The following is a 24463-nucleotide window of genomic DNA, read 5'->3' as shown; positions in this document are numbered from 1 at the left end:
ATTGGGGGTTAGTGGTGGGGACCACCAGCCCCTGCACCTCTTTCCGCCGTTTGCACCCCGCGAATTCCTCAGCCTCTCTCTTCCTGGTCCGCCGGCGGTTTCCCTCCCCCCATCTGTCCGCCCATGAGGCCACTATCGCCTCTCACCTCTCAGCCACGGACCCCATCATCCCCTTCACCCTCCCGTCTGCCCCAGACCTTACTCCCACCGCTCTCCTCTCCGCCCCGGGCCCCAACCCCGTCACTCCCGTCCGCCCTGGCCGCCACTCCCGCCACTCTCCTCTCCGCCCCGGGCACCAACCCCGCCGCTCCCATCCGCGTCGTGCGTGCCCCTCTGTCCGCCCCCGGGAGTGCCCTTTGCGCCGGCGCCCCTCCTCCCTCTCCCCGTTTTCACTCTGTAATATTTAAGCGGGTGCGTCATCCACTCCTTCGCGCAGAGTTCGTCGGGCTCGATACAGAGGCTGTAGGTCTTCATTGTGTCGCAGGACGGGGGCGTATAGACGGTGCCCGAGGAGATGCCGGTGATGTGCTCGACCTGATAGCGGGTCTTTTCCTCCTTGAAATCAGGGGAGCCGGCGAAGGCCTTCATCATGTCCTCGGGCGACGCACCGACGGCGTTGAGGAAGGCGACGAGCGAGAAGCGCCCGCTGTGGGGGACGTTCTCGCCCGACTGGGCCATCGCGAGTAGGTGCCTCATGCACGGCGGGAAGGAGGTAACCCTGATTTTGCCTAGCTCCGTGGGCTGGTATCGCCTGAGGCGGGCCTCGGCCTCCATTTTGAGCGCCCTCGCTTGCTCTCCAAAGGCTTGCCTCACCTCCTCCGGGACCTCGAGCGGAAGCTCATTCTCGAACCTCCTCCTCAGTAGCTCCTCGAGGAGTCTGCAGAGCTCCGAAGCGCTGACCCTGACCTCACCCCGGACTATGTCCCTGTTGACGAGCTTCCAGTCCGGGGCCCTCAGGCCCGCGCTGTATGCGATGAAATGGGTGAAATGCACGAGAATTCCGCCGTCTGCGAGCCTCGTGGGCAGTCCAAGCTCTTGCGAGAGCTCCAGAAGCTCCTCCACGCTCCCGGCCTCCATTAGCCGGCTCGCCCTCCTCGCCTCCGCGAGCGCGTACCTGCGGATGAGGTGCGGACTCGCTGCGACGGAAACGATGAGTCTGGCACAGACATACGCCAGAAGCTCCCTCAGGCACTCTGGCTCTGTCCTGCAGGACGGGGCCGGGAGCTCCCCGGTCTCGAGGGCCATCCGGAGCCTCTCGACGCCCATGTGGCGGGCCTCCGCGTAGGCGATGTCGCTGAGAAGCTCCGAGAGGCCTGGCCCCTTCTCCCTGACCAGCGCGGCCGCCCCGCGGAGGAATGGATAGAAAGCCAGCCGGCGCGGCTCCACGCGCGTGCATCGGCGTGCCACCAATAAACATTTTCCATCTCGCTCCACCCTCCTGCCCGGGCGAGCGCGGGGCTGAGAACGGCCACTCGTTGCTCCCAGGCGGTCCGTTAGACGCAGGTAGGCCGCCCGGCGCCAACAACAATTTTCTACCCGGAGCGCTTTATGACCAATGGAATGCTCACGCTCATAGGCGTCGGCCACGTCTTCGACCTGAGGAGCAGGCTTAAGGCCGAGATTCTGGCACGCTCCCCCACGCTCGTCTGCTTGGAGCTCGACAGGGAGCGCTTCCAGTCCCTCCTCGAGCGCTCGGGCAGCCACGCCACAGACGCGCCCCTGATGTACCGCCTTCTGGCTCGCTTTCAGGAGAGCATAGCGAGGCAGTACGGGACCGGGGTCGGGGACGAGATGCTAGCGGCGGCGGAGGCCGCTAGGGAGCTTAGGGCGGGGGTGGCGTTCATAGACCTTAACTCCTCAGAGGTCTTTGAAGAGTTCTGGAGGTCGATGAGCCTCAAGGAGAGGGTCAAGCTCCTCCTCGCCGCGTTCGGCGGCCTCTTCACGAGCAGGAAAACCGTCGAGAGGGAGGTAGCGAGGTTCGAGGAGAGCCCGACGGAGTATATCGAGGAGTTCTCCAGAGAGTTCCCGTCGGCGAAGAGGGTGCTCATAGACCAGAGGGACGAGCATATGGCCTCTCGCATCCGAGAGCTTAGCACGCGGTTCGAGAGAATCGTTGCGGTGGTCGGGGACGGCCACATCGAGGGCCTGCGCCGGATGCTCGCGGACCTGAACCCCGAGGTCGTGAGGCTCGCGGACCTCAGGAGGGCGCCCGACGCGACGGTTGCGGTGGAGGGGGCCACGTATACCTACACCTTCAGATAACTCGAACTCGCGCGGGGTCGGTGCCGACAGGATGCGAAGCTGGCGCCCCCTGACGCTTATCGATGCCCAAGGGCTGCCGGACTGGAGGGCGGCTCCCCCTCCGCTCCCGGGGGTCCAACCCCGCGCTACCCTACGGCAAGATAAAACTTATAATCGCGCCGGCCATACCCGCCGCCGAGGGGGGAGGGAATGTCGGGATACGAGGAGGCGTTCAGGAGGTCCCTGAAGGACCCGGAGGGGTTCTGGGCCGAGGCTGCTGAGATGATTCACTGGGAGAGGAGATGGGACAGGGTGCTTGACTTCTCCAATCCTCCTTTCTACAGGTGGTTCGTCGGCGCGGAGCTCAACACTTGCTACAACGCCCTCGACCGGCACGTGGAGGGGGGCAGGGGGAGCCAGACCGCGCTGATATACGACAGCCCAGTGACGGGGACTGTTAAAAAATTCACCTATAAAGAGCTTCTCGACCTAGTCAGCAGGTTCGCGGGCGCGTTGGTCTCCCTCGGGGTCAGGAAGGGAGACACTGTCATCATCTACATGCCCATGATTCCCGAGGTAATGGTGGCGATGCTCGCCTGCGCCAGAATAGGCGCCATCCACTCCGTGGTCTTCGGGGGCTTCGCGCCCCGCGAGCTCGCCATAAGAATCGACGATGCAAAACCGAAACTCCTGATCACCGCCTCCTGCGGCATCGAGGGCTCAAAGGTCATCCCCTACAAGCCGCTGGTCGACACCGCCCTCCAGCTCGCGAGGCACAAACCCGAGCGCTGCATCATCGTCCAGAGGAGGCAGGCGAAGGCGGACCTGATTGAAGGTAGGGACATCGACTTCGCCCAGTTAATGGCGAGCTCAAGACCTGTGGGCTGCGTCACCGTGCGCTCCACGGACCCCCTGTACATCCTCTACACGTCCGGCACAACTGGAATTCCGAAGGGCGTGGTCAGGGACAACGGCGGCCACGCGGTTGCGCTGCGCTGGACGATGAAGTATGTGTATGGCGTCGAGCCGGGCGATGTCTACTGGGCGGCCTCAGACGTCGGCTGGGTCGTGGGCCACTCGTACATCGTCTACGGGCCCCTCCTCGCGGGCTGCACAACGGTCATGTACGAGGGGAAGCCCGTTGGAACCCCGGACGCGGGAGCTTTCTGGAGGGTGATATCGCAGCACGGGGTCAAAGTTCTGTTCACAGCCCCGACCGCCTTCAGGGCGATAAAGAGGGAGGACCCGAAAGGCGAGTTCGTTAAGAAGTACGACCTCTCAAAATTCAGGGCGCTGTTCCTCGCAGGCGAGAGGACCGACCCCGACACATACCACTGGGCCTCCGCCCTTTTGAATAAACCGGTCATCGACCACTGGTGGCAGACCGAGACTGCGTGGGCCATCACCGCGAACTTCGTCGGCCTAGGCCTCTTCCCGACCAAGGCCGGCTCGGCAAACAAGCCCTCCCCTGGTTACGACGTAAAGGTGGTCGACTCGGACGGAAAGGAGCTGCCGCCGAACCAGCACGGAATCATCGTCGTTAAGCTCCCCCTCCCGCCCGGCTGCTTCATGACGCTGTGGAACAACGACAGGCAGTTCAAAGAGTCGTACATGGACCCCTTCCCCGGTTACTACCTGACCGGCGACGGCGGGTACATCGACGAGGAGGGCTATGTATTCGTTATGGACAGGATAGACACCGTCATCAACGTCGCGGGCCACAGGCTCTCCACGGGAGCGATGGAGGAGATTCTCGCCGAGCACCCAGACGTGGCCGAGTGCGCGGTGGTCGGGGCCCACGACGAGCTCAAGGGACAGGTGCCGGTCGGGTTCGTGGTGCTCAAGGCGGGCGTGACGAGACCACACGACGAAATCGTTAAAGAGCTCGTGGTGAGCGTGAGGGAGAAGATCGGTGCAGTGGCGAATTTCAAGCAGGTTGCGATCGTGAAGCGCCTGCCGAAGACGCGCTCCGGCAAGATACTCAGGGGCACGATACGCAAGATAGCGGACGGCGTGGAGTACAGCGTGCCGTCGACAATCGACGACCCGGCGATACTGGGAGAGCTCGAGGAGGCTGTCAGGACCATAGGCTACGGGAAGAGGTAGGCCGCCCGTCAGCTTGCCCTTTATAGTGCGGCACTGGCTGCCCCAAGCCCGAATGTCGGGACATCCTAGCGCTCGCACACTCTAGTTACGGCTCGAGGGCTCGTGCGAGCTCCGGAGCCTCTTTCAGCTTCCTCGCTCTTCGGCCATCCCGCCCGAGTAGAACCTGCGGAGCTTGATGGCCGTAAACCTGACGCCCCGTGCTCGGGTGGCATCGTCTATTATGTCTCGAGTTGGCTCTTTCTCTTTCTCCCTGTTGACGACCAGGTCCCTGGGATAGAATAATGCGAGGGAATAACACGAGGCGCACCTTGAGCATTGTCCGCGCCGGCGCTCCAACGACGATTTTGTAGTTGGATATCACGAAGTGGGCCTTAATCGAGGACATCAGGAGGGCGATAGATACAATCATTATCAGAATGAGCGCGGTGGCCAAGAGCGAAGCCGCCCCTCCGGCCAGAGTTCTCACCCCCGCCGCTTTGAAGCGCGCCCATCGCGAGCTCCCTGAGCGCGACGACAAGCTCCGCGCTCTCCGCGTAGTAATGGAGCGTGATTTTTGAGACAGAGTAGTCCCCTGCGCAGTCGACGGCGAGCGCGTGGGGCCTTCCACGGGCGTCCTCGCCGAATAGCCTCAGGCGCCCACGGTATCCGGTGCCCGCGCGCACGACCTCCGGCTCGAGCAGAAACATGCCCAGGGCCTTCAGGCGCTCAACAAGGGCGTCGAAGGCCTCCGGGGCCGGGACCGGGGCCCTCGCCAGCTCCTCGTCCCTCTTGATCAGTCCCGATGTCCGGGCGGCCCAGTCCGACGGTTCGATATTGACGGGTCTTAGCGACGGCGGCGCGGCCCTGAGTGCGCGGGGCTCGGTTCTCGCCCTTCCGCTCCTCTCGCCGGCGCGAAACGTGGCTTCCGCCCAAACGCTGCCCGCGAGCGCTTCCTCATTTGCGCCTCCCTCGCCGGAGCCCGTGGCCCCCCCGGAGCTGGGAACCGCACCTGCGCTGTCCCCAGCAACTCCTTTGTTCGCCAGGCCCCCGAGCTCCCCGGCCCCCGCTCCTCCGCCCGTTGCCCCACCGCCCCCTCCGGGCTTCCCGGAGCCTTCCACCCCTCCCCCGCTGGTGCTCATCCCCACCACTCCCCCTACACCACCCTCCATCCTCATGGTGAATGATATCGTGAGGCCCTCGCCCGGCCTGAGGTACGAGATTCTACTGAGGGGCCGGTCGAACTGAACCGAGCCGAAGGCCCGCGCCTCGACCGTTAAATCCTCCAGCGAGACGGTTGAGCGGTTCTCGGCCCTGACCCTGAGGATGAGCCCCGAGCCATCAAAGTCGAGCGAGGAGCGCATGGACAACTCGAGCGGGGATGGGGGAGCCTCCTTTCCGGCTGTTGCGCCTTCCGCCGGGCCCTTCCCGCCTGCGCTCTCTGCGTCCGCGGCCCCGGCCGTCCCGCCCTCCATAACCGCCTCGCCGGCTCCGGTGCGCAGGCGCTCGACCTCGCCTTCCACACCCCCTCCCGCCCGCGGCTCCACGGGCTCAAGCGAGATGCCCCGGGCGAATGGCTCCCAGTCTGCCGCCACATCTTTCGAATTCTTTCCCGTCGCGCGCTTGAAATCCGCCTTGAAGACGATTTCCCAGGGGGGCCTGCGCAGGTTCTTAAGAAAGGTCCTGAGGAACTTCGATATCGCGTGCTTGTCGCCATCGAGCTCGAGTGCAATGTAGCTACCAGGAGCTCCCTCGAGCGCCCGAATTTGGCGCCGGCTCATCAGAATTCTCAGCTGGGAAACCGTCAAACGCAGGGCCCACCGCGACTGCCCCATCGGAAGCTCTATTGCATCCAGCGAGGGCTCGGGATATATTCTCTTCAATGTCTCCCACACAGCGGCCCCGACGTCGGTCAAAGCGATTCCGCCAAGTAGCCCTCCTCCCTCCTTATACTCTCCTTTGCGGAGGGCGATTCTGCTGATTCGCGGGCCTTCCTCGAGCGGCTGGGCGTAGAGCAAGACCTTAGTCACGCTGGCGCGGATGGGTCTGGCGGAGAAAAGGCTTTTGCTGGAAGAGTGCTGGAGGAGCGGCCAAGAGGGCACCCCGCAAGGACAAAACTCCAACACTTACCAACGGCTCACTGGAACGCCCTCTCGCTCCTGCCGGTGGGAGCTACTCATCACTCCCGGCGAGCTCCCGAATTCTTTCGACACCATGAATTCTGTCGATTACGCGTGCTGCGGGCGCGGGCACTAGGTGCCTCCAGCGCCGGCCCTGCAACATTCGTCTTCTTATCACCGTTCCGGAGTACCTCCTCCGGTCGTAGAGGCGGGTCCCGACGACCTCGTAGCCCCTCTCCTTGAATAGACGCGCGGTCAGGGGGTTGTTGGTCACGGCCGTTTCGAAACGCGGGACTAGGCTCTCCACGTGCGCCACCCAGCGGCCATGCTCGTTTATGTCGTCTATTGGAATAACGTAAAAATCGGCGAAGCCCTCGTTCCTCAGCGACTCCGCCACCATCTCGACGCGCTCGCCCGCGGTGAATGGGTTCTCGAGGGTGTGGCTGTACTGGGCGCTCCCGATGCCGATGATGAACGAGCCAAAGCGCGATTTGAGGGAGCGCAGAAGCCTGATGTGCCCCAGGTGAATCGGCTGGAAGCGGCCGACGAAGAGTGCCCTGCCCGTCCCGGTGCCGTCAGCTCCTCGCTCGCCCCTCCTCGCCACGGAATTCCGCCTCATAGCCTCCCTCCTTCTGCCCCCCGACCAGCGGGCCTTCGGCCATGTTCCCGGGACAATCCGTTCACTCCTCGATGCCGCCGACGTCGCCGTCCTCGTCAAGGAACCTCTCAATATGCTCGCACGATGTCGTGAGGAACTTCCTGCAGTGGACGCACCTGCGGTCGTCGCTTCCGGGCCCTAGTGCGTCGTTGAATTCGTAGCATGGCTGGTCACGGAGATAGGCCTCCGATTCATCATCGGGTGAGCCCCCTCCCCCGCTTTCGCCAAGACCCCGGTAGAGAAAGCCCGTTAACTCCTCGGAATCTGCTTTTCTCCTCGCCGACAGACGCTCACCCCTGCGGCGCGGGCAGCCCGGTCGGTGGCTTCGTAGGACTCGTCGAGGGCTTGGGAGTTATCGCGCTCAGCTTCTCGATGAGTCTGTCCCTCTTCGGGCCCGGGGCCAGCGCGTTCTTAAGAACATCGATTATGTCCTCGACCAGCACCACCTCGATTTTGTCCTTGTACTTGTCCTCCAGCAGCACGTCTCGTGCGTTGGCTGCGGGAATCAGGACCCTCTTCATCCCGGCCTCGGCCGCGGCCTCGCACTTGGCCGTTATCGCCCCGACCGGCAGGACCTGGCCGCGAACGCTCAGCGAGCCCGTCATCGCGACGTTTTGGCTGACCGGGACCTCCTCCATCGCCGAAATGACCGCGGTCGCGACCGATATGGACGCGGAGTCACCCTCCACTCCCTCATATGTCCCGATGAATTGGATGTGGACGTCGTGGTTGCTGATGTCCTCGCCCGTGTACTTCTTGATTATTGCTGAGACGTTCTGTACGGCCTCCTTCGCGATCTCACCGAGCTTGCCAGTGGCGATTATCTCGCCCTGCGACCTAGACCTCGCGGGCGTCATCTCGGCCACGATTGGCAGGACCACGCCCGCGTGCTCCGACACGCCGCTCTCTCCGCCCAGAACCCCCAGACCGTTGACCCTGCCTATCTCGGCCCCTTCGGTCAGGTAGTTCTTGTACTCCTTCTTCTTCTCGACGAGCTGGTCTGCGACCTGCTGCTCCAGCGTCCGGGCGATTCTCTTCGCCGCGAGCACGTGCTCCGCCGTCACTAGAGGCGCCTTCCTCTCACGGGCGATGTCGCCCGCGACCCTGACTAGGCCCCCGAGCTCCCTAAGCCTCAGCGTCAGGTGCCCCCTCGTCCCGGCCCTCCTCTGGGCCTCGTGGAGAACCACGGTGACAGCGCTCTTGTCGAAGTGGGGAATCTTTTTGTCTTTCGCCACCTCCTGCGCAATGAAGCGCACGAGCTTCTCGCGGTTCTCGTGGGTGTCCTCCATCGAGTTCTTCATGTATATCTCGTACCCGTAGCCCCTTATTCGTGAGCGGAGGGCCGGGTGCATCCCCTCGACCGCGTCCAGGTTCCCGGCCGCGACGAGCACGAAGTCGCAGGGAACCGGCTCCGTCCTGACCATGGCCCCAGAGCTGCGCTCGCTCTGGCCCACTATGGAGAACTCCTTCTCCTGAAGGGCCGTCAGGAGTGACTGCTGGGATTCCAGTTTGAGGATGTTGATCTCATCAATGAACAGGACGCCCTTGTGTGCCCTGTGTATAGCTCCGGCCTCGACTCTCTCGTGGGCGGGGGTCTCAAGCCCGCCGGACTGGAACGGGTCGTGCCTGACGTCGCCGAGCAGCGCGCCGGCATGGGCACCGGTGGCGTCCACGAATGGAGGGCTGTCATCGGGGGAGTGGGATATCAGCAGCTTGGGAATCAGGGCGTTCTCCTGCTTCTGGCCCATCCACCTGAAGGCCATCAGGAGCATTGCCGCGGCTATGATTCCGAAGAAGAGAACCATCGGGTTGATCGCGACGCCTCCGCGCCCATCGGGCGTTATGGAGAGCACAGCCGCCACTATGACCACGAATGCAAGTATCATTGTCAGGAACTGGTTCCTCTCGCTCTTCTTCTTGAGCGCCTCGAGCTTGTGGGCGGCGACGATCTCCTTGCCCTTGCCCGCGGGCACAGCCCTTACCCTCGGGTTGTTGGGGTCCTCGGGGTTGTGGAAAACGAGGATGTCCTGCAGCTCCTCCCTTGGAAGAATCTCGGCCATGGCGCGGGCGAGCATGGACTTGCCGGTCCCCGGCTCGCCTATCAGCATCACGTGCCTCTTTTGTGCCGCCGCCTTCTGGATGACCTCGACTGCGGCGTCCTGTCCTATGACCTGGTCCACGAGCTTCGGCGGAATCTCGATTTCTGCGGTGGTCAGGAAGGGCTGCTCCCTCACCCATTCCTCGATTGGCTTCAGGGGCTCCCTCCCCGATACAGCATCGCCTTCGGCCATGTCCGGAACCGTCTCCAGCTCTTATTAATAACAGAATAGATATAAGTTTTTATTGGAGCTAAACCCGCGCCGGCCCCTCTCCCCAAGGGGAGCTGGCGATTCTGCCCTCGGCCCGCGGGATTGTGAGCGGGTGGGGGGAGCGGTCTTCCCGGGCGGTCGTTGATATTCATTGATATTGTTTAGCAATGGGCGGCGGGCTCACACTTAATAACGGGGAGCGTGTTGTAGGGGCGCGCGGGGTGGGGAAAGTGGCCAAGCCGTTCAGCGTCAACGAGCTGAGAGCGCGCGAGCTGATGACCAGACAGGTCGTGACGGCATCGCCCGGGGAGCCGCTCTCGGAGCTCCTGGGAAAAATGAAGAAGGCCGACGTCTACGAGCTCCCTGTCGTGGAGAGGGGGAATCTTCTGGGAATGGTGAGCTATGACGTCCTAATAAAGAGGCGCCAGTTCCCCCTCTCATCGGAGGCGAAGAGCGTAATGGTCTCAGCACCATCGGTCCCTGAGGACGCCAGCGCAGCCACGATAGCGGAGGCTCTGCTCTCCAGCGATATGCGAGCGGTCCCGGTGGTCCGCCGCTCCCGAGTCGTGGGTATCGTGTCGAGGTCGGACCTGATTCGGGGCCTGCTCGGCGCCGACGAGCTCTCCTCGGTCAAGGTGGAGGATGTGATGAGCCCCTCCCCAGTTGTGGTCAGGGAGCGCGACAGCCTAGAGCGCGCGCGCCAGGGAATGAAGTCGCTGGACGTGAGGAGTGTCCCCGTAGTGGACGACCAGGGCAGGCTCGTCGGCGTAGTGGGGGCGAGGGACATAGTGCAGGTCATGGAGGACCAGAGGGAGGGGAGGCACGCCCGCTCCCCGGGCGAGCGCGTCCCCCTCGAAATCGCAGTGGGGAGCGTGATGAGCTCGCCGGCCATCGCGATCTCACCGGAGGCGACCCTCGCAGAGGCCGCGAAGCTGATGGTCGAGAGGGACGTTTCCACCGTGGTGGTGACGAGGGACGACAGGCCCGTCGGCGTGCTAACCCAGTCCGACATTCTCGAACTCCTGACCTCTCTCAAGGAGAAGGAGGGACTCTACGTGAACATTACAGGCCTCGAGGACGAGGACCCGGACACCTACGACATGCTGTATTCCATTATCGAGAGGGCCATGAAGCGCGTGGCGAGCCTCTGCTCCCCGAGGGTCCTGACGATGCACATCGCCCGCCACCACACGCGGGGGGACGTATACAAGCACTCCCTCCGCGTCCGGCTCTCGACGAGGAAGGGAATCTACAGGGCCTATACCTACGCTTGGGACCTGTTCGCCGCAACGGACGACGCAATGAAGAAGCTAGAGAAGCAGATAAGGAGGGCGCGCGAGCTGGACAAGGAGAAGCCCAGGGGGAGAAAATTCTAGCCTTCTATCGATGGCCAGTGCCTCCTCATCGCCGCGGCAGCTCGAGCAACGGCGTAGGCCCCCGTGCCAGTCTCGTCCGAGGAGCGGTCGAACTCGTACTGGACTTTCTTTCCATCGAAGGAGGCAACGATACCAGCCACGAGCTCCGCCAGCGCGCCGGTGTGGTAGCCGCCCTCAAGCGTGAAGGCGATTGCGCCGCCGCAAAGGGAGCTGGCGAGCGCGAGGAGCTCCTCGGAAATGGCCACGTACCCAGGCGAGGTCAGCGCCATTCCCCCGAGCGGGTCCATGTAGTGGGCGTCGCCGCCGAGCGACACCAGTATCAGCTCCGGGCGGTAGCTCTGGAGCACTGGTTTTATTATTCGCCTCAGGGCCAAGTTGTAGGTGGCGTCTCCGCTGCCACCTGGTAGCGGGATGTTCAGGTTGTAGCCCATGCCCCTTCCCTCGCCCAGCTCCTCCGGGATGCCGGTGCCGGGGTAGATTCCGCCCTGGTGGGTCGAGATGTAGAGCACGTCGTCCCTTTTGTAGAAAATGTCGCTCGAGCCGTTCCCATGGTGTAGGTCGATGTCGACGATGGCGACCCTCCGGACCTTCTCGAGCGCGGCCTCGGTCGCTATCGCGGCGTTGTTGAAGTAGCAAAAGCCCCCACCGTGGTAGCTCCCGGCGTGATGTCCCGGGGGCCTGACGAGCGCAAAGCTCGGGGTGCCCCTCTCGAGAGCGGTCCGGGCGGCGAGGACTGCACCCCCTGCCGCCAGCAGGGCGATTTCGTAGGTCTCGGGCCGGACATAGGTGTCGGGGTCCATATAGCCCTCCCCAAAGTCCCGGATGCTCTCGATGTACTCCGGCGTGTGGACCTTTCTGAGCAGCGCGGGGTCCACGGGCTCCGGTTTGAGGACGTCATTCCATAGACCCTCTCTTTTGAGGCGCGCGACGATCGCATCGAGCCTCTCCGGGCACTCCGGATGGCCGACGGTCTGCCTGTGGGCGTGGTATCTTGGGTGGTGTACGAGCGTCATCGGGCCCGCCGGGAATTGCGCTCGGCGTGATTAATTTTTTCGTCCTGCGAGCAGGGGCTAGGCCTCGCCGCTGGGCTCTCGCCGGTTGGCCGGGTCAGCCGCCCCCTTTCCTTCGGTTAGCATCGCGCCTGAGGCGGCCCGCGTACGCGGCGATAAACAGCAGCGCCAGCAGGGGAGCGGCGCCATAGCCCGGGACCTTCCGGGGCTCCTGCGGCGGCTTTCCCCCGCCGCCCCCAGCCGGGCGCTTTTGGACAGTCAGGTAGAGGGAGAGAAAATCCTCGACGGTCCTGTTGTTGAGGTTGGCGTTCCTCGAGTAGGCCCGGACGCAAAGCTCCACCACTCCTCCTGGGTGGCTCGCCGGTGGGGTTATGTTCAGGCTGATGTCTGCCTGGCTCCCGTTGTCAATAGAGACTATCGTCCTGTTGAACCTGAGTGCCCAGCCGGTGCTCGTGTAGCTCTGGAGGTCCACGACCGAGACCGAATAGGAATCGCGCCCGTTCCCAGTATTGGTCAGCCGGAATGGCCAGTTCACTGGACTCCCGGCGGTAGTCTCGAGGTTCGAGACCTCCGAGCTCAGGTCGACCCCGAAGACCTGCCTCACGGTAACAATTGCGTAGGCGGTTGCGTTGCTCGCCGGAATTCCTGCGGCGGTGACGGTAGCGGTAACGTTTAGCTGCTGGGTCTCCCCGCCCTCTTCGCCCGCTGGTATGGAGACAGTGACGTTGAAGCTCTGGTTCCCCGAGCCGGTGAATATTAGAGTGGCGGGCTCGCAGACTGCGCTCCAGCCAGAGCACTCTGCGCTCATGTTCACCCTGTACGGAATGAACGGAAGCCCATCGAGATGGAGCCATCCCTGAACGGAGGCGCTCCCGGGCGATTCGGCCTCGAGGTCGGTCTTCTCCAGCGTGAGCGTGAGCTCTGGCACGAGTCCTTGGGCACTCGAGAAGGGGAACTGGCCCAAACAAATTCCCAAAAAGGCGATGAAGACTGCGGCCCGAAGAGGTCGCTGGGACGGTGACTCGCCTAGCCGCGCCCCTCGCACCAGATGCCATGCCGGCGGTCTAGCTGAGAGCCTCAACAATGGTCCTCCCGAACTTCTGAGCCGCCTGGGGCCCGTTGGCGGTGATGATGTTCCCGTCGCGCACGACGTCCTGGGCCACAAGGACGCCCCCGCCGTTCTTGATATTGGCGGAGAAGGGGCCCGAGGCGCCTTTGTCGTCCCAAACAGTCGCCTTCTTTCCCTTCAGCAGCCCAGCCTTCGCTAGTATCGAGGGCGCTATGCATATCGCGGCCACGACCTTTCCAGCCGAGGCCGCGTCCCTCGCTAGGGAGTGTGCCACGGGGTCGCCGAAGTATACCTGAGAGCCACTGCCACCGACGAAGACCACGGCGTCGTAGTCCTTCGCCTTCGCGTCCTTCAGGAGAATGTCCGGCTTTGCGCGTGCCCCGAACATCGCCCTGACCTCGGAGAGTGTGGTGCTCGCGAGCGTGACCCTCGCCCCAGCGCTCTCCAGTTCCCTGCGCGTCTCGAGGAGCTCCTCGTCCCTGAAGTCCTTCGGAGCTATAACCATCAACACTTTCTTTCCGGCTGCAGCCATCGCCTCACCGGCGTATCATCCCTTCACAACGGTTTAAAGATTTCGCTCCCATCCGCTCCCTCTGGAAAAGGTTTTTAGGTGGGGAGAGCTTAGGATGGGGCGGAGATGGGGGATGGCTGAGATATCGAAAGCCATCAGCGACATCGCTTACCAAGCCTACGAAAATGCCCTCTTTAAAGAGGTTAAGGCGGGGCCGATTCCGAGGCATGTCGCGATAATAATGGACGGGAACAGGAGGTTCGCGATGGAGATGGGCCTCGACCCGGTCTCTGGCCACATCGCCGGAAGAGAGAAGCTCGAGGAGCTGGTGGGCTGGTGCCTCGACGTCGGCATCCGAATTCTCACGGTCTATGCATTCTCCACCGAGAACCTAAAGCGCAACCCGGAGGAGGTCAAGGCGCTCATGGATCTTTTCGAGATGAACTTCAGGAAGGCCGGTGACGACGAAAGGGCCCACAAGTACAAGATCAGGGTTAGGGCGATAGGGCAGATATCCCTGCTTCCGGAGAGGGTACAGAAGGCGATTCGCTACGCGGAGGAGAGAACCAAGGACTACGACCAGTACTTCTTCAACATCGCCGTCGCCTACGGAGGCAGGGAGGAGATCATCCACGCCATTCAAAAAATCGCTCGGGAGGTTGCGGAGGGCAGGGTGAAGCCGGAGGAGATAGACGAGAAAATGGTCTCGTCGCACCTCTACACCTACGACCTCCCCGACCCGGACCTGATTCTCAGGACTTCCGGCGAAGAGAGGATATCGAACTTCCTTCTCTGGCAGCTCGCCTACTCGGAACTCTACTTTACGGATGTATACTGGCCCGGCCTGAGGAAGGTTGATTTTCTCAGAGCCATACGTGCCTACCAGAGCAGGCATAGGCGCTTCGGGAGATGAGGCCCGCGCCCCTCGAAATGTCCCTCTTCACTATCAGCGCGCTCTGCAGGCCCGGCTTGGCCCGCGCTCAGGCCATGGGAAAGGGCTTCTCTCCAGCTTCCCGCGCTCCATTCTCCTCGTCGGTGAACAGGGCCTGGGCAGGCCGGCCAGCTCGAAACCGACTTCCAGCAGGGGTGAGAGAAATCACCTGAGCGTCCCTTCCTTGCCGCAGCCGGTGCACTTTATCCTGAGCGGTCTCTCTCGCGTGTAGATGGGAATTATGCTCTTGCATGAAGAGCAGCGGACCTTGAGGAGGGGTTTGTCCACTGGGGCCGTTTCTCGGTCAACAGCCGTGCCGCTGGACGGAGGCGGTGATAAAGATGGGACCGGAGAGTGTGGGGCGGTAGCGGCTTCAGGGCTCACAAGAGGCAGAGATTGTGGAGTTAAAGGAGGAGGCGTGGGGGGCTGCTTGCAGAGCAAAGACTGTGGAGCGGGAGGAGGGGGCGGTGGCTCCCTCTCGCTAGGCGCTGGGGACTGGGAGAGCCGAGGAGGAGGTAGCCCTGGTTCCCACACCATCGTTGGAGCCCTCTGGGCCTGGGGCGGGGGTTGCAAACCCACGTCCGGCGCCTCGGCTTCCGCCACCACCATTTCCTTTAACTTCTCCCCAGCCCTCTCTCTGATTGCGCTCTCCACTTCCTCAACCCTCTTGGTCCCTATTTCCTTCCCTCTCTCCGCCTTCACCAACTTCCCCATTCTCGCCTCGACTTCACTCTCACGTTCCGCCATCTCCTTCCTCTTCAACTCCAATTCCCTCTCCGCCTCCACCAACTTCCCCATTCTCGCCTCGACTTCACTCTCACGTTCCGCCATCTCCTTCCTCTTCAACTCCAATTCCCTCTCCGCCTCCACCACCCGGAATTCTCTCTCCTCAACCGCCCTCTCCCGCTTTTCGAGCTCGACCTCCCTCTTCAATTTTCCTACCGTGTCCTCAGGCGGCGCCTGCAGGGAAAGTGTGGGCGGCGCGGGCGCGGGAACGACGGTGACGAACGGGGCGGCTTCAGTGGCGGAGGGCTGTGCCTTTGGGGAGCCCTGCGGCTCCCCCAGTTCCTCCCCCGAGGGAACTCCTTTCTCGCCGCTCGCCGGCCCCGAGACCCCTGGGGGTGGCGCCTGCAGCCCGCTCACATCGTCTCTTATAAGCCCGGACGCTGGAGCGCCCGCACCAGCCGCGCGCGGAAATGCCGGACTGGGGCCGATGAGAGGGGAGAATTTACGGAGCTTGGTCGTCTCAGGGGTACCTCCATGGGGGCTCGCGCCGGGACCGGCAGCACGCCCGACCGAATCGGCTGGCGCCCCCGCCTTGCCTCTCCGCCTCCCACGAATCTCCGGGCGCGTTTTCCTCTCCCCCATCGGGCATCCCCGGGCTCACTCACTTTGTGACGATTCTGAACCCCGTCCTGTCCACAATCAGCGGGAAGTAGCCTTGGACGTGGTTCGTCTCCCTCATCTTCGCGATACCTATCCACCTGCCCACGTTCTTGCCCTCACGCGTCAGGTCGATGTGGATGATTCCATCGGAGAGGAATGACTCCACACCGAACTGGCCGAAGCGAGTCTCGCTCTCGCGAATCTCAGAGACAAGGAACACGGTCACACCCAGGTCCCGCAGGCCTTCGACAAAATGGTAGAGCTTCACGCGCGGGTTCTCCATCGACGAAAGGGTGTAGAGGGCGTCCAGGGAGTCGATGACAACGAGCTCGCAGCCAAAGTTGTTCTTATAGGCGGTAATTCCCCTCAGAATCGCAGGCATCCAGTCCTGCTGCTGGGGCGATATTGAAAGCTCCTTGGCCCCCCTGAGCCTCCCCAGGTCCATGATCACCAGCTCGTTCATGCCTGAGATGTCCATCCCGAATTTCCTCATCTGTCGAAGCAGGCTCTCGGACCTCTGCTCCAGAGAGATGTAGAGAGAGCGCTTCCCCATCGATTTGGCCGCGTTATATACTATGCTGAAGGCGAGGGTGGATTTCATGCTCCCCGCGCGTCCGCAAAGGAGCACTATGTGCCCCACCGGAATTCCGCCTTCCATGCGCTCGTCGAGGCCCTTGATGTGCGTTGGAATTCGCTCCACCTCACCCTCGGTTTGCATACGGCCCTCCCCCCACAAGATATTTCGGAACGACCTATATAACCCTTGTTCCGCACGGGTCTCCACCTGGCTTTCTCAGCACAACGAACGTAAATTCCGGATAAGGAATTCAGGCGCCAGGCGCTTCTTGGGCATTGTCCAGCAGAGCAAAGGATTAACCGCTTCCGCCCTCGCGCGGAAGAGGCTCGGGCGGGTGGAATAGGGATGGCTCGGGGCCTGTTTATAGACAGATTTATTATTGATTACTCGATACCGCTGGTGGGGGTAGCGGCCGGTGCTGGAGATTCGGTTCCATGGAAGGGGCGGGCAGGGAGCGGTGGTGGCGTCCACAATTCTAGCGACTGCTCTGTTCGAGGAGGGAAAGAACGTTCAGGCATTCCCCTACTTCGGCGTCGAGAGGAGGGGCGCGCCCGTCACCGCCTTCCTCAGGGTGGACGATAAGCCGATTCGAATTCGCTCCGAGATAACTGATCCAGACGCAGTGGTGGTTCTGGATACTTTCCTGATGAAGTATGTCAATGTGATTCAGGGCCTGAAGCCCCAGGGAAAGATACTAATCAACTCTCCGAAACCCCCTTCCGCGTTCAGGGACGGCATAAAGCAGACCGTTGCCACTGTGGACGCCACCGGGATTGCGCTGAAGCACAGGCTGGGCAGCCGGACATCACCAATAGTCAACACGGCGATACTGGGCGGGATGGTCAGGTTCCTAGGCATCGTTCGCATGGACTCGGTCGTCAAGGCCATAAAGGCCACGGTGCCCCTGAAGCCGGAGGAGAACGCGGCCGCGGCCCTCGAGGCGAGCGAGAGGACGGTGGTCGAGTGAGACGGGAGCTCAGGAGCTACAAGGACCTTCCTCCCGGGCCGATCACTTTCGAGACCACGCGGGGCTTTTTCAAGACAGGCTCGTGGAGGACCTTCAGACCCGTTGTCGAGCTTGCGAAGTGCAAGAAATGCTGGATATGCTGGAAGTTCTGCCCCGACGTCAGCGTCCGAATTCGTGAGGACGGAAAGGGAGTGGAGTTCGACTACGACCACTGCAAGGGCTGCGGGATATGCGCGAATGAGTGCCCGGCGGGGGCGATTCAGATGGTCCCCGAGGAGTGAGGAGTGAGTGAAATGGTGAAGAAGCTGATCAACGGGAACTACGCCGCCTCCTACGCCTCCAAGCTCGCCAGGGCGCAGGTGATCGCGGCCTACCCGATAACACCCCAGACCAACGTCGTCGAGCTGATCGCGGACTTCGTGGCATCGGGCGAGATGAAAGCGAAGTATATTTGCGTGGAGTCGGAGCACAGCGCCATGGCCGCGTGCATCGCAGCCTCGGCGACTGGGGCGAGGACATTCACCGCGACCTCGTCCCAGGGCCTACTACTGATGCACGAGCTCCTCCACTGGGCGTCGGGGGCGCGCCTCCCCATCGTGATGGTCAATGTGAACAGGGCCGTGGGCCCGCCCTGGAGCGTCTGGGCCGACCAGACGGACTCGATATCGCAGCGGGACACGGGCTGGATGCAGTTCTACTCCGAGAGCACGCAGGAGCTGCTCGACACCGTGATAATGCTCTACAAGGTTGCGGAGAGCCCCGACATCCTCCTCCCCGGCTTCGTGACGGAGGACGCCTTCTATCTCTCCCACACCTACGAGCCCGTGGACATTCCGGAGCAGGCGATGGTCGATTCCTTCCTCCCGCCCTTCGACCCGCCGTTCAAGCTGGACGTGGACAGGCCCCACGGCCTCGGCTCACTCTCCATGCCCCACCAATGGTACATGGAGATGCGCTACAACATTGCCGAAGCGATGGACCTCTCGCGCCGGAGAATTCTGGAGGTCGAGAGAGAGTGGAGGGAGCTGACCGGCAGGAGCTACGGCGGTCTCCTCGACGAGTACGGCACTGATGGTGCAGACGCCATTATCGCCTGCGCAGGCACCGCGGCTTCGACGGCGAGGGAGGTGGTGGACGATATGAGGAAGGTGGGGAAAAGGGTCGGGCTCGCCCGCATCCGCTGCTTGAGGCCCTTCCCGACAGAAGAGCTCAGGGCGCTCGGGCGGAGGGTGCCTGTGATCGGTGTCATGGATAGGTGCTACACTTTCGGCGATGGCGGCCCCCTCTTTACGGAAATCAAGAGCGCGCTCTACCAGCTACGCGACCGGCCGCTCGTGAAGAACTTCGTCGCCGGTGTCGGGGGGAGGGACATCACCATGAAGACCATCGAGAAGATGTTCGAAAACCTGCTAAGAATCGGGTCCTCCGGGCTGGACCGCGAGAAGGAGTGGGTTGACCTGAAAAGACCGGAGGTGGTGTGATGGCGCTCCTCCGATTTCTCCGCGTGACGGAGCTCCCGAGCGCAACCGGGGGGTCCGCGAGCTGCTGGGGGCGCGGTACCACCTACGCGCGCTCCGGAGACCTTGGGGGGTGGGTCTGATGGCCAAACTCCCGCTCCCGGCCGAGGAGAACCTCTCCCCCGGCCACATGGGCTGCCCGGGCTGCGGGGCCTGCATCGCGATGAGGCTTGCGCTCAAGGCGCTCGGAAAGAGGACGATTCTGGCCATCCCGGCCTGCTGCTGGGCGGTGATGCCGGGCGTCTACCCCTACAACAGCATCGATGTACCGGTACTCTTCACGGCCTTCGAGACCGCGGCCGCATCCGCGAGCGGCATCAGGGCCGCGCTCGACGTGCGCGGGATAAAAGACGTCAACGTCGTCGCTTGGGCCGGTGACGGGGGCACACTGGACATCGGAATTCAGGCCCTCTCCGGGGCCGTGGAGAGGCGGGACGACATCATCTATGTGTGCTACGACAACGAGGCCTACATGAACACGGGCATCCAGAGGTCCTCCTCGACGCCCATAGGAGCATGGACCACGACCACGCCCGGCGGCTCGACGGGAAACTGGAAGCGCGAGCCGAAGAAGTCCGGCGTGGAGATAATGGTGGCGCATAGAATTCCCTACGCCGCCACGGCCTGCGTCTCCTACCCGGAGGACTTCGTGAGGAAGCTCCAGAAGGCCGCGTCCATAAGGGGCCCGAAGTACATTCAGGTCCTCTGCCCCTGCCCTCCGGGCTGGAAGTCGGACCCGGAAAAGACCATCACGATCGGGAGGCTGGCTGTCGAGAGCTGCATGTGGCCGATGTACGAGGTCGAGAACGGCGTCTACACCGTCAGGAAGCCAGCGAAGAGAAAGCCAGTGAGCGAGTACCTGATGATGCAGGGGCGCTTTAGGCACCTGAAGGAAGAAGATATTGAAATGATACAGAAGCTCGTCGACGAGGAGTGGGAACTCCTCCTAAAAAAGGAGGAGATGAGCCAGCGCGAGAAACCGGCGGACTCGCGGGGCCCATAGACTCTCCCAAGCCCGGACATTTCAGAAAGCGTTTTAGAAGGTTTCAGAAGGAATGGAAGTTATGGGGATTAAATTAATATATTATGAAACCCTATTTCATTTTATTAAAATAAACAAGGAGGATGCGTTGGATGAAAAGAAAACTGGCATCGTGCTTTGTGACGGCCCTCCTCCTCTTTGGTTTTCTGGGAGGCCTGATGGGCGGAGCGGCCGGGGACCAGGAGCCGAACAATGCATTCACTGAGGCGGAGTCGATTCAGCCCGGTGACTACACCGGGGGCCTCAGCGAGACCGTTGATGAAGAGGACTACTATAAGTTCACGATGGCGGAGGGGCAGAGGTACATCCTGACATGCAAGGTCACCAGCGGAACAAGGGCCAGGTTCGAGACCTATGACCCGAACCAGGAGTTCATTCATGAGACAGGCTGGATTGCGGCCGGCGCCGAACCGGTTGTCCTGGACTACACTCTGGGCCATGCCAACGCGGGGAGCTATTACCTGAAGGTCGAGTTCGGGGGTGGAACCACCACGGTATTCTACTCCTTCACCCTCCAGATTCTGGACCAGAGCGACGCGGGCCAGCAGGGCGACGCCGGCGACACGGACACAACGGCCAGGCCGATTCAGCCCGGGACATACGAGGGCTGGCTCGCCAATGAGGATAAAAGCGACTACTACTCCTTCGACGTCCCGCCCGGGAACAAAATCGACCTCACGCTGACCGTGGCCTCTAGTGCGCCTTCAGCGTGCACCATGAGAATTCAACTATACGACCCCAACAAGGAATATGTGAAGGCCACGGACTGGAAGCACGCCGGTCTGAGCGAGGGAATAATCCACCAGACCTCGGACATCACCGGCGGGACCTATTACGTAGAGGTCGAGTATGGCGGGAAGGGAGGGAACTACACCCTCTCCCTCAATCTGATTCCCGAGAACGACGCCGGGACCGGGACGGACGTGTCTGGCTCCTTCGACCGGACCCCCATGGCGCTCCCGGGCCCCGGGACCTACGAGGGCTACCTCCTCCACGACGACAAGAAGGACTACTACTCCTTCGACGTGCCTAATGGGAACAAAATCGTGCTCAAGCTGACCGTCGGCGCGAACGTGCCCTCCGGGGGGACGCTGAGAGCGAACCTCTACAAACCGGACAAGGAGTGGCTGAACGCCACCGACTGGAAGGCCGCGGAGCTGAGCGACACGATATTCCACCAGACCTCCGACACCACCGGAGGGACCTACTACGCAATGGTCGAGTACGGCGGCAAGGGAGGCAACTACACCCTCGCCCTGGAGCTGATTCCCGAGAACGACGCCGACTCCGGGACGGACGTCTCCGGAGACATCAACACCGCCTACCTCATTTCGGGCAACGGGACCTACACCGGATACATCCATGACGATGACAAGAAGGACTATTACAAGTTCAATGTCAGCGGCGGGCAGATAATCATGTTCAACTTCACAAATCTGGGCGCCGAGCCAAAGACCGTAAGGCTCCAGATGTACAGGCCGAACAAGGAGTGGCTCAAGTCCACCGAGTGGCTCAACCCCGGCATCAGCGAGAACGAGGTCGTCTGGATAACCAACAACGCGGGCGCGGGCCAGTGGTACCTGATGGTTGAGGGCGACAACGCCTACAGGTTCGACCTCACGCTCACGGACCAGACCGACGCGGGCGAGCTCGGGGACGCGGGCGACGACATAAACACCGCGAGGCCTGTGCAGAGGGGCGAAAACTACACGGGTCTCATGGGCGATGACGACGAGAAGGACTTCTACAGCTTCAGCGCCGTGACCGGAGAGAAGCTCTCGTTGGGCTTCAGGGTCACGAGCGGCTCGGAGGAGGGGAGGCTGACGCTCTACGGGCCCGACAAGAACGAGATTGACGCCACGGACTGGGTCAACCCCGACGTGCCCACTACACTAGAGTACACCGCGACGGCCTCGGGTCTCTACTACATCTTAATCGAGACGGGCAACAACGAGTACATGTTCAACGTCACGCTGGCCAGCGCGGTCATGGACACCGAGAATCCCGTCGTGACCGTCACATATCCAGCCAATCGAACCACATTGACTACGGCCACCATCAACGTCACAGGAACCGCGTCGGATGATGTTGGAGTGGAGAAGGTCGAGGTAAGCCTAAGCGGGATTGTGTGGTGGCTCGCCACCGGCACGAACACTTGGACCTACTACAACCTGACCCTGCCCGAGGGCACGAGCACCATCTACGTCAGGGTGACGGACTACTCGGGCAAGACGAACATCACCTCCGTCGAGGTGACCTACAGCACCGCTCCTCCCGACACCGTCAAGCCAAAAATCGAGATTACTTCCCCCAAGCCCGGTGCCAAGGTGACAAAGAGGACCATCTTCGTCTGCGGCACGGCCACCGACGACACGAGTCTGTCCGTTGATGTGGAGGTCTTCGTCAACGGCGTCAAGGCGACACAGGTCAGGTCCTTTATGGGGGTGTTCATGGGCAACGTGACCCTGAAGGAGGGCAAGAACAACATCACCGTGGTTGCGAGGGACGCCGCGGGCAACGAGGCGACAAAGAGCGTCACCGTGACCTACGAGAAGCCTAGTTCCCAGCCGGGATTCGGGGCTCTCCTCCTTCTCGTCGCTGTGGGAGCCGGTCTGGCGCTATTGCGCCGGAGGAGGGACTGAGGAACGGTGGCCACCCCCCGCGCCGCGCGGGCGGATGCCAAAGCTTAGGATAGGGGCCGGCGCGGTACTGAAGCAAAGCCGCCCGCCGCGCGGTCGGGGGAGTCAGGCCTCCCTTATTCTCGCGACGAGCGCCCGAATCTCATCGCCAGACATACCGCAGAGCGGGAAGAGGACCGGAGTCGGTGCGACTGGTATCCCACGCTCGAGCTCGTCGTAAGTGAGCCCCAGCACTATAGCCGCGGCCTTTCTCCGGCGGGCGAGGCTGGCGAGTCCTCCGACCGAGACATCATCTACTCTATGTAGCACCAGCCCGGGCGCCCATGGGAGGAGCATATCAAGAGCCCTCCGGGGCCCATCCTGAGCCCCCTCGTGTTTCATGGGAGCGCTCGTGGCCGCTTGACGCAAGGGGTCCGGGGTGGGTGGGTTCTGGAGGGTAGGGGGGATTTCAGGTGGCGGGGGAGACTCCTCTGCCCCGAGCTCCCCCACTTCAGGTGCGACCGCTATGACCCTGCATCCGCGCTTCATCATCAGCCAGGCTGCTGCGGCCCCATTTTCTCCGTCGAGCAGCGCCACGACGCGCCCCTGCGTGCCCAACGGGAGGCCCCCGGGGCCCGGCAGCTTCTCAACAAAGACGAAGGCTCTTTTCTGGCGCACCTCGACAAAGAATTCCACGTCGGGGGCCGTCAGGTCAACCCGGACGCCCCGGCCCTCGTTGGCCCTGAACACCTCCCGTCCCACCATGGCGGCGAGCTCCTGACTGGTGTAGGGATGGGTCCCGGTGCGGCGGGCGCGGACCGCGAAAGTCTGGCCATCGCGCAGCGCGGTCCGGGAGCACTCCGCCACCAGCCCCAATATCTCGCCCGCGTCGGAACTACATTCCACAGCCGGGCTGAAGGAGGTCACACCGAACACCCTTCTAAGTAGGGTGCAAGCCCCCTTGTCGTCCGCAGTGCGCAAGAAGATTCTGCCCCATTCGCGCGATGTGAGACACTCCAGCCCCGCGCTCATGAACATCTCTTCGATGTTGCGCATCAGGGCCCTCTCGAAGCGCAGCCTGACACGCCTGCTCTTGAGCGCAAGCTCGCCGTAACGGACAAGTATGAGTCCCATCCTACCTCCCATTTCCGTCCGGCAGAATAGGCTTTCCCCGGGCGCCAGGTTTAAATAGGGGATAAGTAATTTGGGGGCAGTAGATAACCTCCGGTTAATAACCGGGTGAGCTCGATGGCGCGAAGGAAAGCTATCCCTAAGGACGCGCGAGAATCGGCGGGGGAATCTCAGGGCGAGAGCGAGAGGCCCACCGTGGATGCTATGGAGCCGGGAGTCCCCGGGACATCCAGGCCCCCAGCGCAAGATGGCGGCTGCCCAGCCAAGGCCTCCACCACCCCCACGCCCGCCCCTCCGGCGGCCCCCGAGCCCCCGGTGATTTCAACGGCCCCATCCGGTGAGGAGAGGCTCCGGAGGGAACTCGAGGAGGCCAACAGGAGGGCGGAGGAGATTCGCTCGAACCTCCAGAGGGTGGCGGCGGACTTCGAGAACTTCAAGAAGTTCGCCGAGAGGGAGAGGGGCGGGGCGGTCGAGCGCGAGAGGGCCTCGCTCCTGCGCTCCTTCCTCGATGTCTATGAGAATCTCGAGAGGGCGGTCGAGGCCGGGAGCCGGGAGCTGAGCAACGAGAGCGCGCTGATGAGGGGGCTCCGGCTAACCCTTGAGAGCGCTAGGGAGCTGCTCGAGAGGGAGGGTGTGAAGAGGATAGAAGCGGTAGGGACGATGTTCAACCCGGAGCTCCACGAGGCCGTTTGCTTCGTCCCCGACCCGGGGCGTCCCGAGTACACGGTAATCGAGGAGGTCAGGAGGGGCTACACGCTCAACGGGAAGCTCCTTAGGCCATCGAAGGTCACGGTCGCAACCGGTCCCGCGCCAGTGGGGGGCGCGGGGGGGACCGGTGGCTCCGGAGGGGAGGGGAGAACGGAGGGTGGAGCGAGCGAGGGAAGCAAGGTGCAGTGAGGGAGAGAGGAGGTGAGAATG

Annotated in this window: 20 protein-coding genes; 10 read left to right on the top strand and 10 right to left on the bottom strand. The window is 62.6% G+C overall.

The features are described from left to right. Positions 1-240: 240 nt before the first annotated feature. The gene (locus QW379_00530) at positions 241-1386 is read right to left on the bottom strand and encodes a DNA primase large subunit PriL (GenBank protein ID MEM2868895.1); all 1146 of its coding nucleotides are present in this window, start codon (positions 1384-1386) and stop codon (positions 241-243) included. A gap of 174 nt (positions 1387-1560) precedes the next feature. Here QW379_00530 and QW379_00525 point away from each other — a divergent pair, with 174 nt between their 5' ends. Together QW379_00525 and QW379_00520 are read left to right on the top strand one after the other, a co-directional pair. Further along, entirely contained in the window at positions 1561-2262 is a 702-nt protein-coding gene (locus QW379_00525; GenBank protein ID MEM2868894.1) for a TraB/GumN family protein, read from the top strand. A gap of 189 nt (positions 2263-2451) precedes the next feature. After that, entirely contained in the window at positions 2452-4347 is a 1896-nt protein-coding gene (locus QW379_00520; protein ID MEM2868893.1) for a propionyl-CoA synthetase, read from the top strand. A gap of 371 nt (positions 4348-4718) precedes the next feature. Here the strand turns inward: QW379_00520 and QW379_00515 are convergent, their stop codons facing one another. The 3 genes from QW379_00515 to lonB form a co-directional block, all read right to left on the bottom strand. Then, on the bottom strand, positions 4719-6353 hold the full coding sequence (locus QW379_00515) for a hypothetical protein (protein MEM2868892.1): 1635 nt from the start codon (positions 6351-6353) through the stop codon (positions 4719-4721). A 142-nt stretch (positions 6354-6495) separates the two neighbouring features. Beyond that, positions 6496-7062, bottom strand: a complete 567-nt coding sequence (locus tag QW379_00510) for a nicotinamide-nucleotide adenylyltransferase (GenBank protein ID MEM2868891.1) — start codon at positions 7060-7062, stop codon at positions 6496-6498. Between the two features lie 329 nt (positions 7063-7391). Continuing rightward, positions 7392-9392, bottom strand: coding sequence for an ATP-dependent protease LonB (gene lonB / locus QW379_00505; protein ID MEM2868890.1), 2001 nt, complete (start codon positions 9390-9392; stop codon positions 7392-7394). 239 nt (positions 9393-9631) lie between these two features. Between lonB and QW379_00500 the strand changes: the two genes are divergently transcribed. Further along, a complete protein-coding gene (locus QW379_00500) occupies positions 9632-10786 on the top strand; it encodes a CBS domain-containing protein (protein MEM2868889.1) in 1155 nt (384 codons plus the stop codon). On the opposite strand, the gene QW379_00495 is transcribed toward QW379_00500, so the two are convergent. The 3 genes from QW379_00495 to QW379_00485 form a co-directional block, all read right to left on the bottom strand. After that, entirely contained in the window at positions 10783-11799 is a 1017-nt protein-coding gene (locus tag QW379_00495; GenBank protein MEM2868888.1) for a histone deacetylase, read from the bottom strand. The genes QW379_00500 and QW379_00495 overlap by 4 nt on opposite strands. A 94-nt stretch (positions 11800-11893) precedes the next feature. Then, positions 11894-12841, bottom strand: coding sequence for a choice-of-anchor T family protein (coaT, locus tag QW379_00490; protein MEM2868887.1), 948 nt, complete (start codon positions 12839-12841; stop codon positions 11894-11896). A 19-nt stretch (positions 12842-12860) separates the two neighbouring features. Further along, on the bottom strand, positions 12861-13397 hold the full coding sequence (locus QW379_00485) for a DJ-1/PfpI family protein (protein MEM2868886.1): 537 nt from the start codon (positions 13395-13397) through the stop codon (positions 12861-12863). A 94-nt stretch (positions 13398-13491) separates the two neighbouring features. Here QW379_00485 and uppS point away from each other — a divergent pair, with 94 nt between their 5' ends. Next, on the top strand, positions 13492-14289 hold the full coding sequence (gene uppS / locus QW379_00480) for a polyprenyl diphosphate synthase (GenBank protein MEM2868885.1): 798 nt from the start codon (positions 13492-13494) through the stop codon (positions 14287-14289). A gap of 183 nt (positions 14290-14472) precedes the next feature. On the opposite strand, the gene QW379_00475 is transcribed toward uppS, so the two are convergent. Together QW379_00475 and QW379_00470 are read right to left on the bottom strand one after the other, a co-directional pair. Beyond that, positions 14473-15450, bottom strand: a complete 978-nt coding sequence (locus QW379_00475) for a hypothetical protein (protein ID MEM2868884.1) — start codon at positions 15448-15450, stop codon at positions 14473-14475. A gap of 244 nt (positions 15451-15694) precedes the next feature. Next, positions 15695-16411, bottom strand: a complete 717-nt coding sequence (locus tag QW379_00470; GenBank protein MEM2868883.1) for an ATPase domain-containing protein — start codon at positions 16409-16411, stop codon at positions 15695-15697. Between the two features lie 274 nt (positions 16412-16685). On the opposite strand from QW379_00470, the gene QW379_00465 reads away from it, so the two are divergent. The 5 genes from QW379_00465 (at position 16686) to QW379_00445 (ending at position 22438) form a co-directional block, all read left to right on the top strand. Beyond that, positions 16686-17237 carry a 2-oxoacid:acceptor oxidoreductase family protein gene (locus QW379_00465; GenBank protein ID MEM2868882.1) on the top strand — a complete coding sequence of 184 codons (552 nt, stop codon included), beginning with the start codon at positions 16686-16688 and terminating at the stop codon, positions 17235-17237. Further along, the gene (locus QW379_00460) at positions 17234-17518 is read left to right on the top strand and encodes a 4Fe-4S binding protein (GenBank protein ID MEM2868881.1); all 285 of its coding nucleotides are present in this window, start codon (positions 17234-17236) and stop codon (positions 17516-17518) included. Before QW379_00465 ends, QW379_00460 begins: the two co-directional genes overlap by 4 nt. Positions 17519-17530: 12 nt before the next feature. Continuing rightward, positions 17531-18718, top strand: a complete 1188-nt coding sequence (gene porA / locus QW379_00455) for a pyruvate ferredoxin oxidoreductase (protein MEM2868880.1) — start codon at positions 17531-17533, stop codon at positions 18716-18718. Positions 18719-18836: 118 nt separating this feature from the next. Next, positions 18837-19757, top strand: a complete 921-nt coding sequence (gene porB, locus QW379_00450) for a pyruvate synthase subunit PorB (GenBank protein ID MEM2868879.1) — start codon at positions 18837-18839, stop codon at positions 19755-19757. Between the two features lie 131 nt (positions 19758-19888). Further along, a complete protein-coding gene (locus tag QW379_00445) occupies positions 19889-22438 on the top strand; it encodes an Ig-like domain-containing protein (protein MEM2868878.1) in 2550 nt (849 codons plus the stop codon). Between the two features lie 102 nt (positions 22439-22540). Here the strand turns inward: QW379_00445 and QW379_00440 are convergent, their stop codons facing one another. Beyond that, complete coding sequence (locus QW379_00440) at positions 22541-23548, bottom strand: THUMP domain-containing protein (protein ID MEM2868877.1); 1008 nt, start codon at positions 23546-23548, stop codon at positions 22541-22543. Between the two features lie 114 nt (positions 23549-23662). Between QW379_00440 and QW379_00435 the strand changes: the two genes are divergently transcribed. Then, entirely contained in the window at positions 23663-24442 is a 780-nt protein-coding gene (locus QW379_00435; protein ID MEM2868876.1) for a nucleotide exchange factor GrpE, read from the top strand. Positions 24443-24463: the final 21 nt, after the last annotated feature.

This window comes from Thermoplasmata archaeon (assembly GCA_038851035.1).
Taxonomy (GTDB): Archaea; Thermoplasmatota; DTKX01; order VGTL01; family VGTL01; genus JAWCLH01.
Note: the sequence above shows the minus strand (reverse complement) of the source record. Positions and strands in the feature narration are given on the sequence as shown.

Coding starts and splice junctions, on each gene's coding strand:
- QW379_00525 (MEM2868894.1), top strand. CDS start 1,561: ATGCTCACGCTCATAGGCGTCGGCCACGTCTTCGACCTGAGGAGCAGG.
- QW379_00520 (MEM2868893.1), top strand. CDS start 2,452: ATGTCGGGATACGAGGAGGCGTTCAGGAGGTCCCTGAAGGACCCGGAG.
- QW379_00510 (MEM2868891.1), bottom strand. CDS start 7,062: ATGAGGCGGAATTCCGTGGCGAGGAGGGGCGAGCGAGGAGCTGACGGC.
- lonB (MEM2868890.1), bottom strand. CDS start 9,392: ATGGCCGAAGGCGATGCTGTATCGGGGAGGGAGCCCCTGAAGCCAATC.
- QW379_00495 (MEM2868888.1), bottom strand. CDS start 11,799: ATGACGCTCGTACACCACCCAAGATACCACGCCCACAGGCAGACCGTC.
- QW379_00485 (MEM2868886.1), bottom strand. CDS start 13,397: ATGGCTGCAGCCGGAAAGAAAGTGTTGATGGTTATAGCTCCGAAGGAC.
- uppS (MEM2868885.1), top strand. CDS start 13,492: ATGGGGCGGAGATGGGGGATGGCTGAGATATCGAAAGCCATCAGCGAC.
- QW379_00470 (MEM2868883.1), bottom strand. CDS start 16,411: ATGCAAACCGAGGGTGAGGTGGAGCGAATTCCAACGCACATCAAGGGC.
- porA (MEM2868880.1), top strand. CDS start 17,531: ATGGTGAAGAAGCTGATCAACGGGAACTACGCCGCCTCCTACGCCTCC.
- porB (MEM2868879.1), top strand. CDS start 18,837: ATGGCCAAACTCCCGCTCCCGGCCGAGGAGAACCTCTCCCCCGGCCAC.
- QW379_00445 (MEM2868878.1), top strand. CDS start 19,889: ATGAAAAGAAAACTGGCATCGTGCTTTGTGACGGCCCTCCTCCTCTTT.
- QW379_00440 (MEM2868877.1), bottom strand. CDS start 23,548: ATGGGACTCATACTTGTCCGTTACGGCGAGCTTGCGCTCAAGAGCAGG.
- QW379_00435 (MEM2868876.1), top strand. CDS start 23,663: ATGGCGCGAAGGAAAGCTATCCCTAAGGACGCGCGAGAATCGGCGGGG.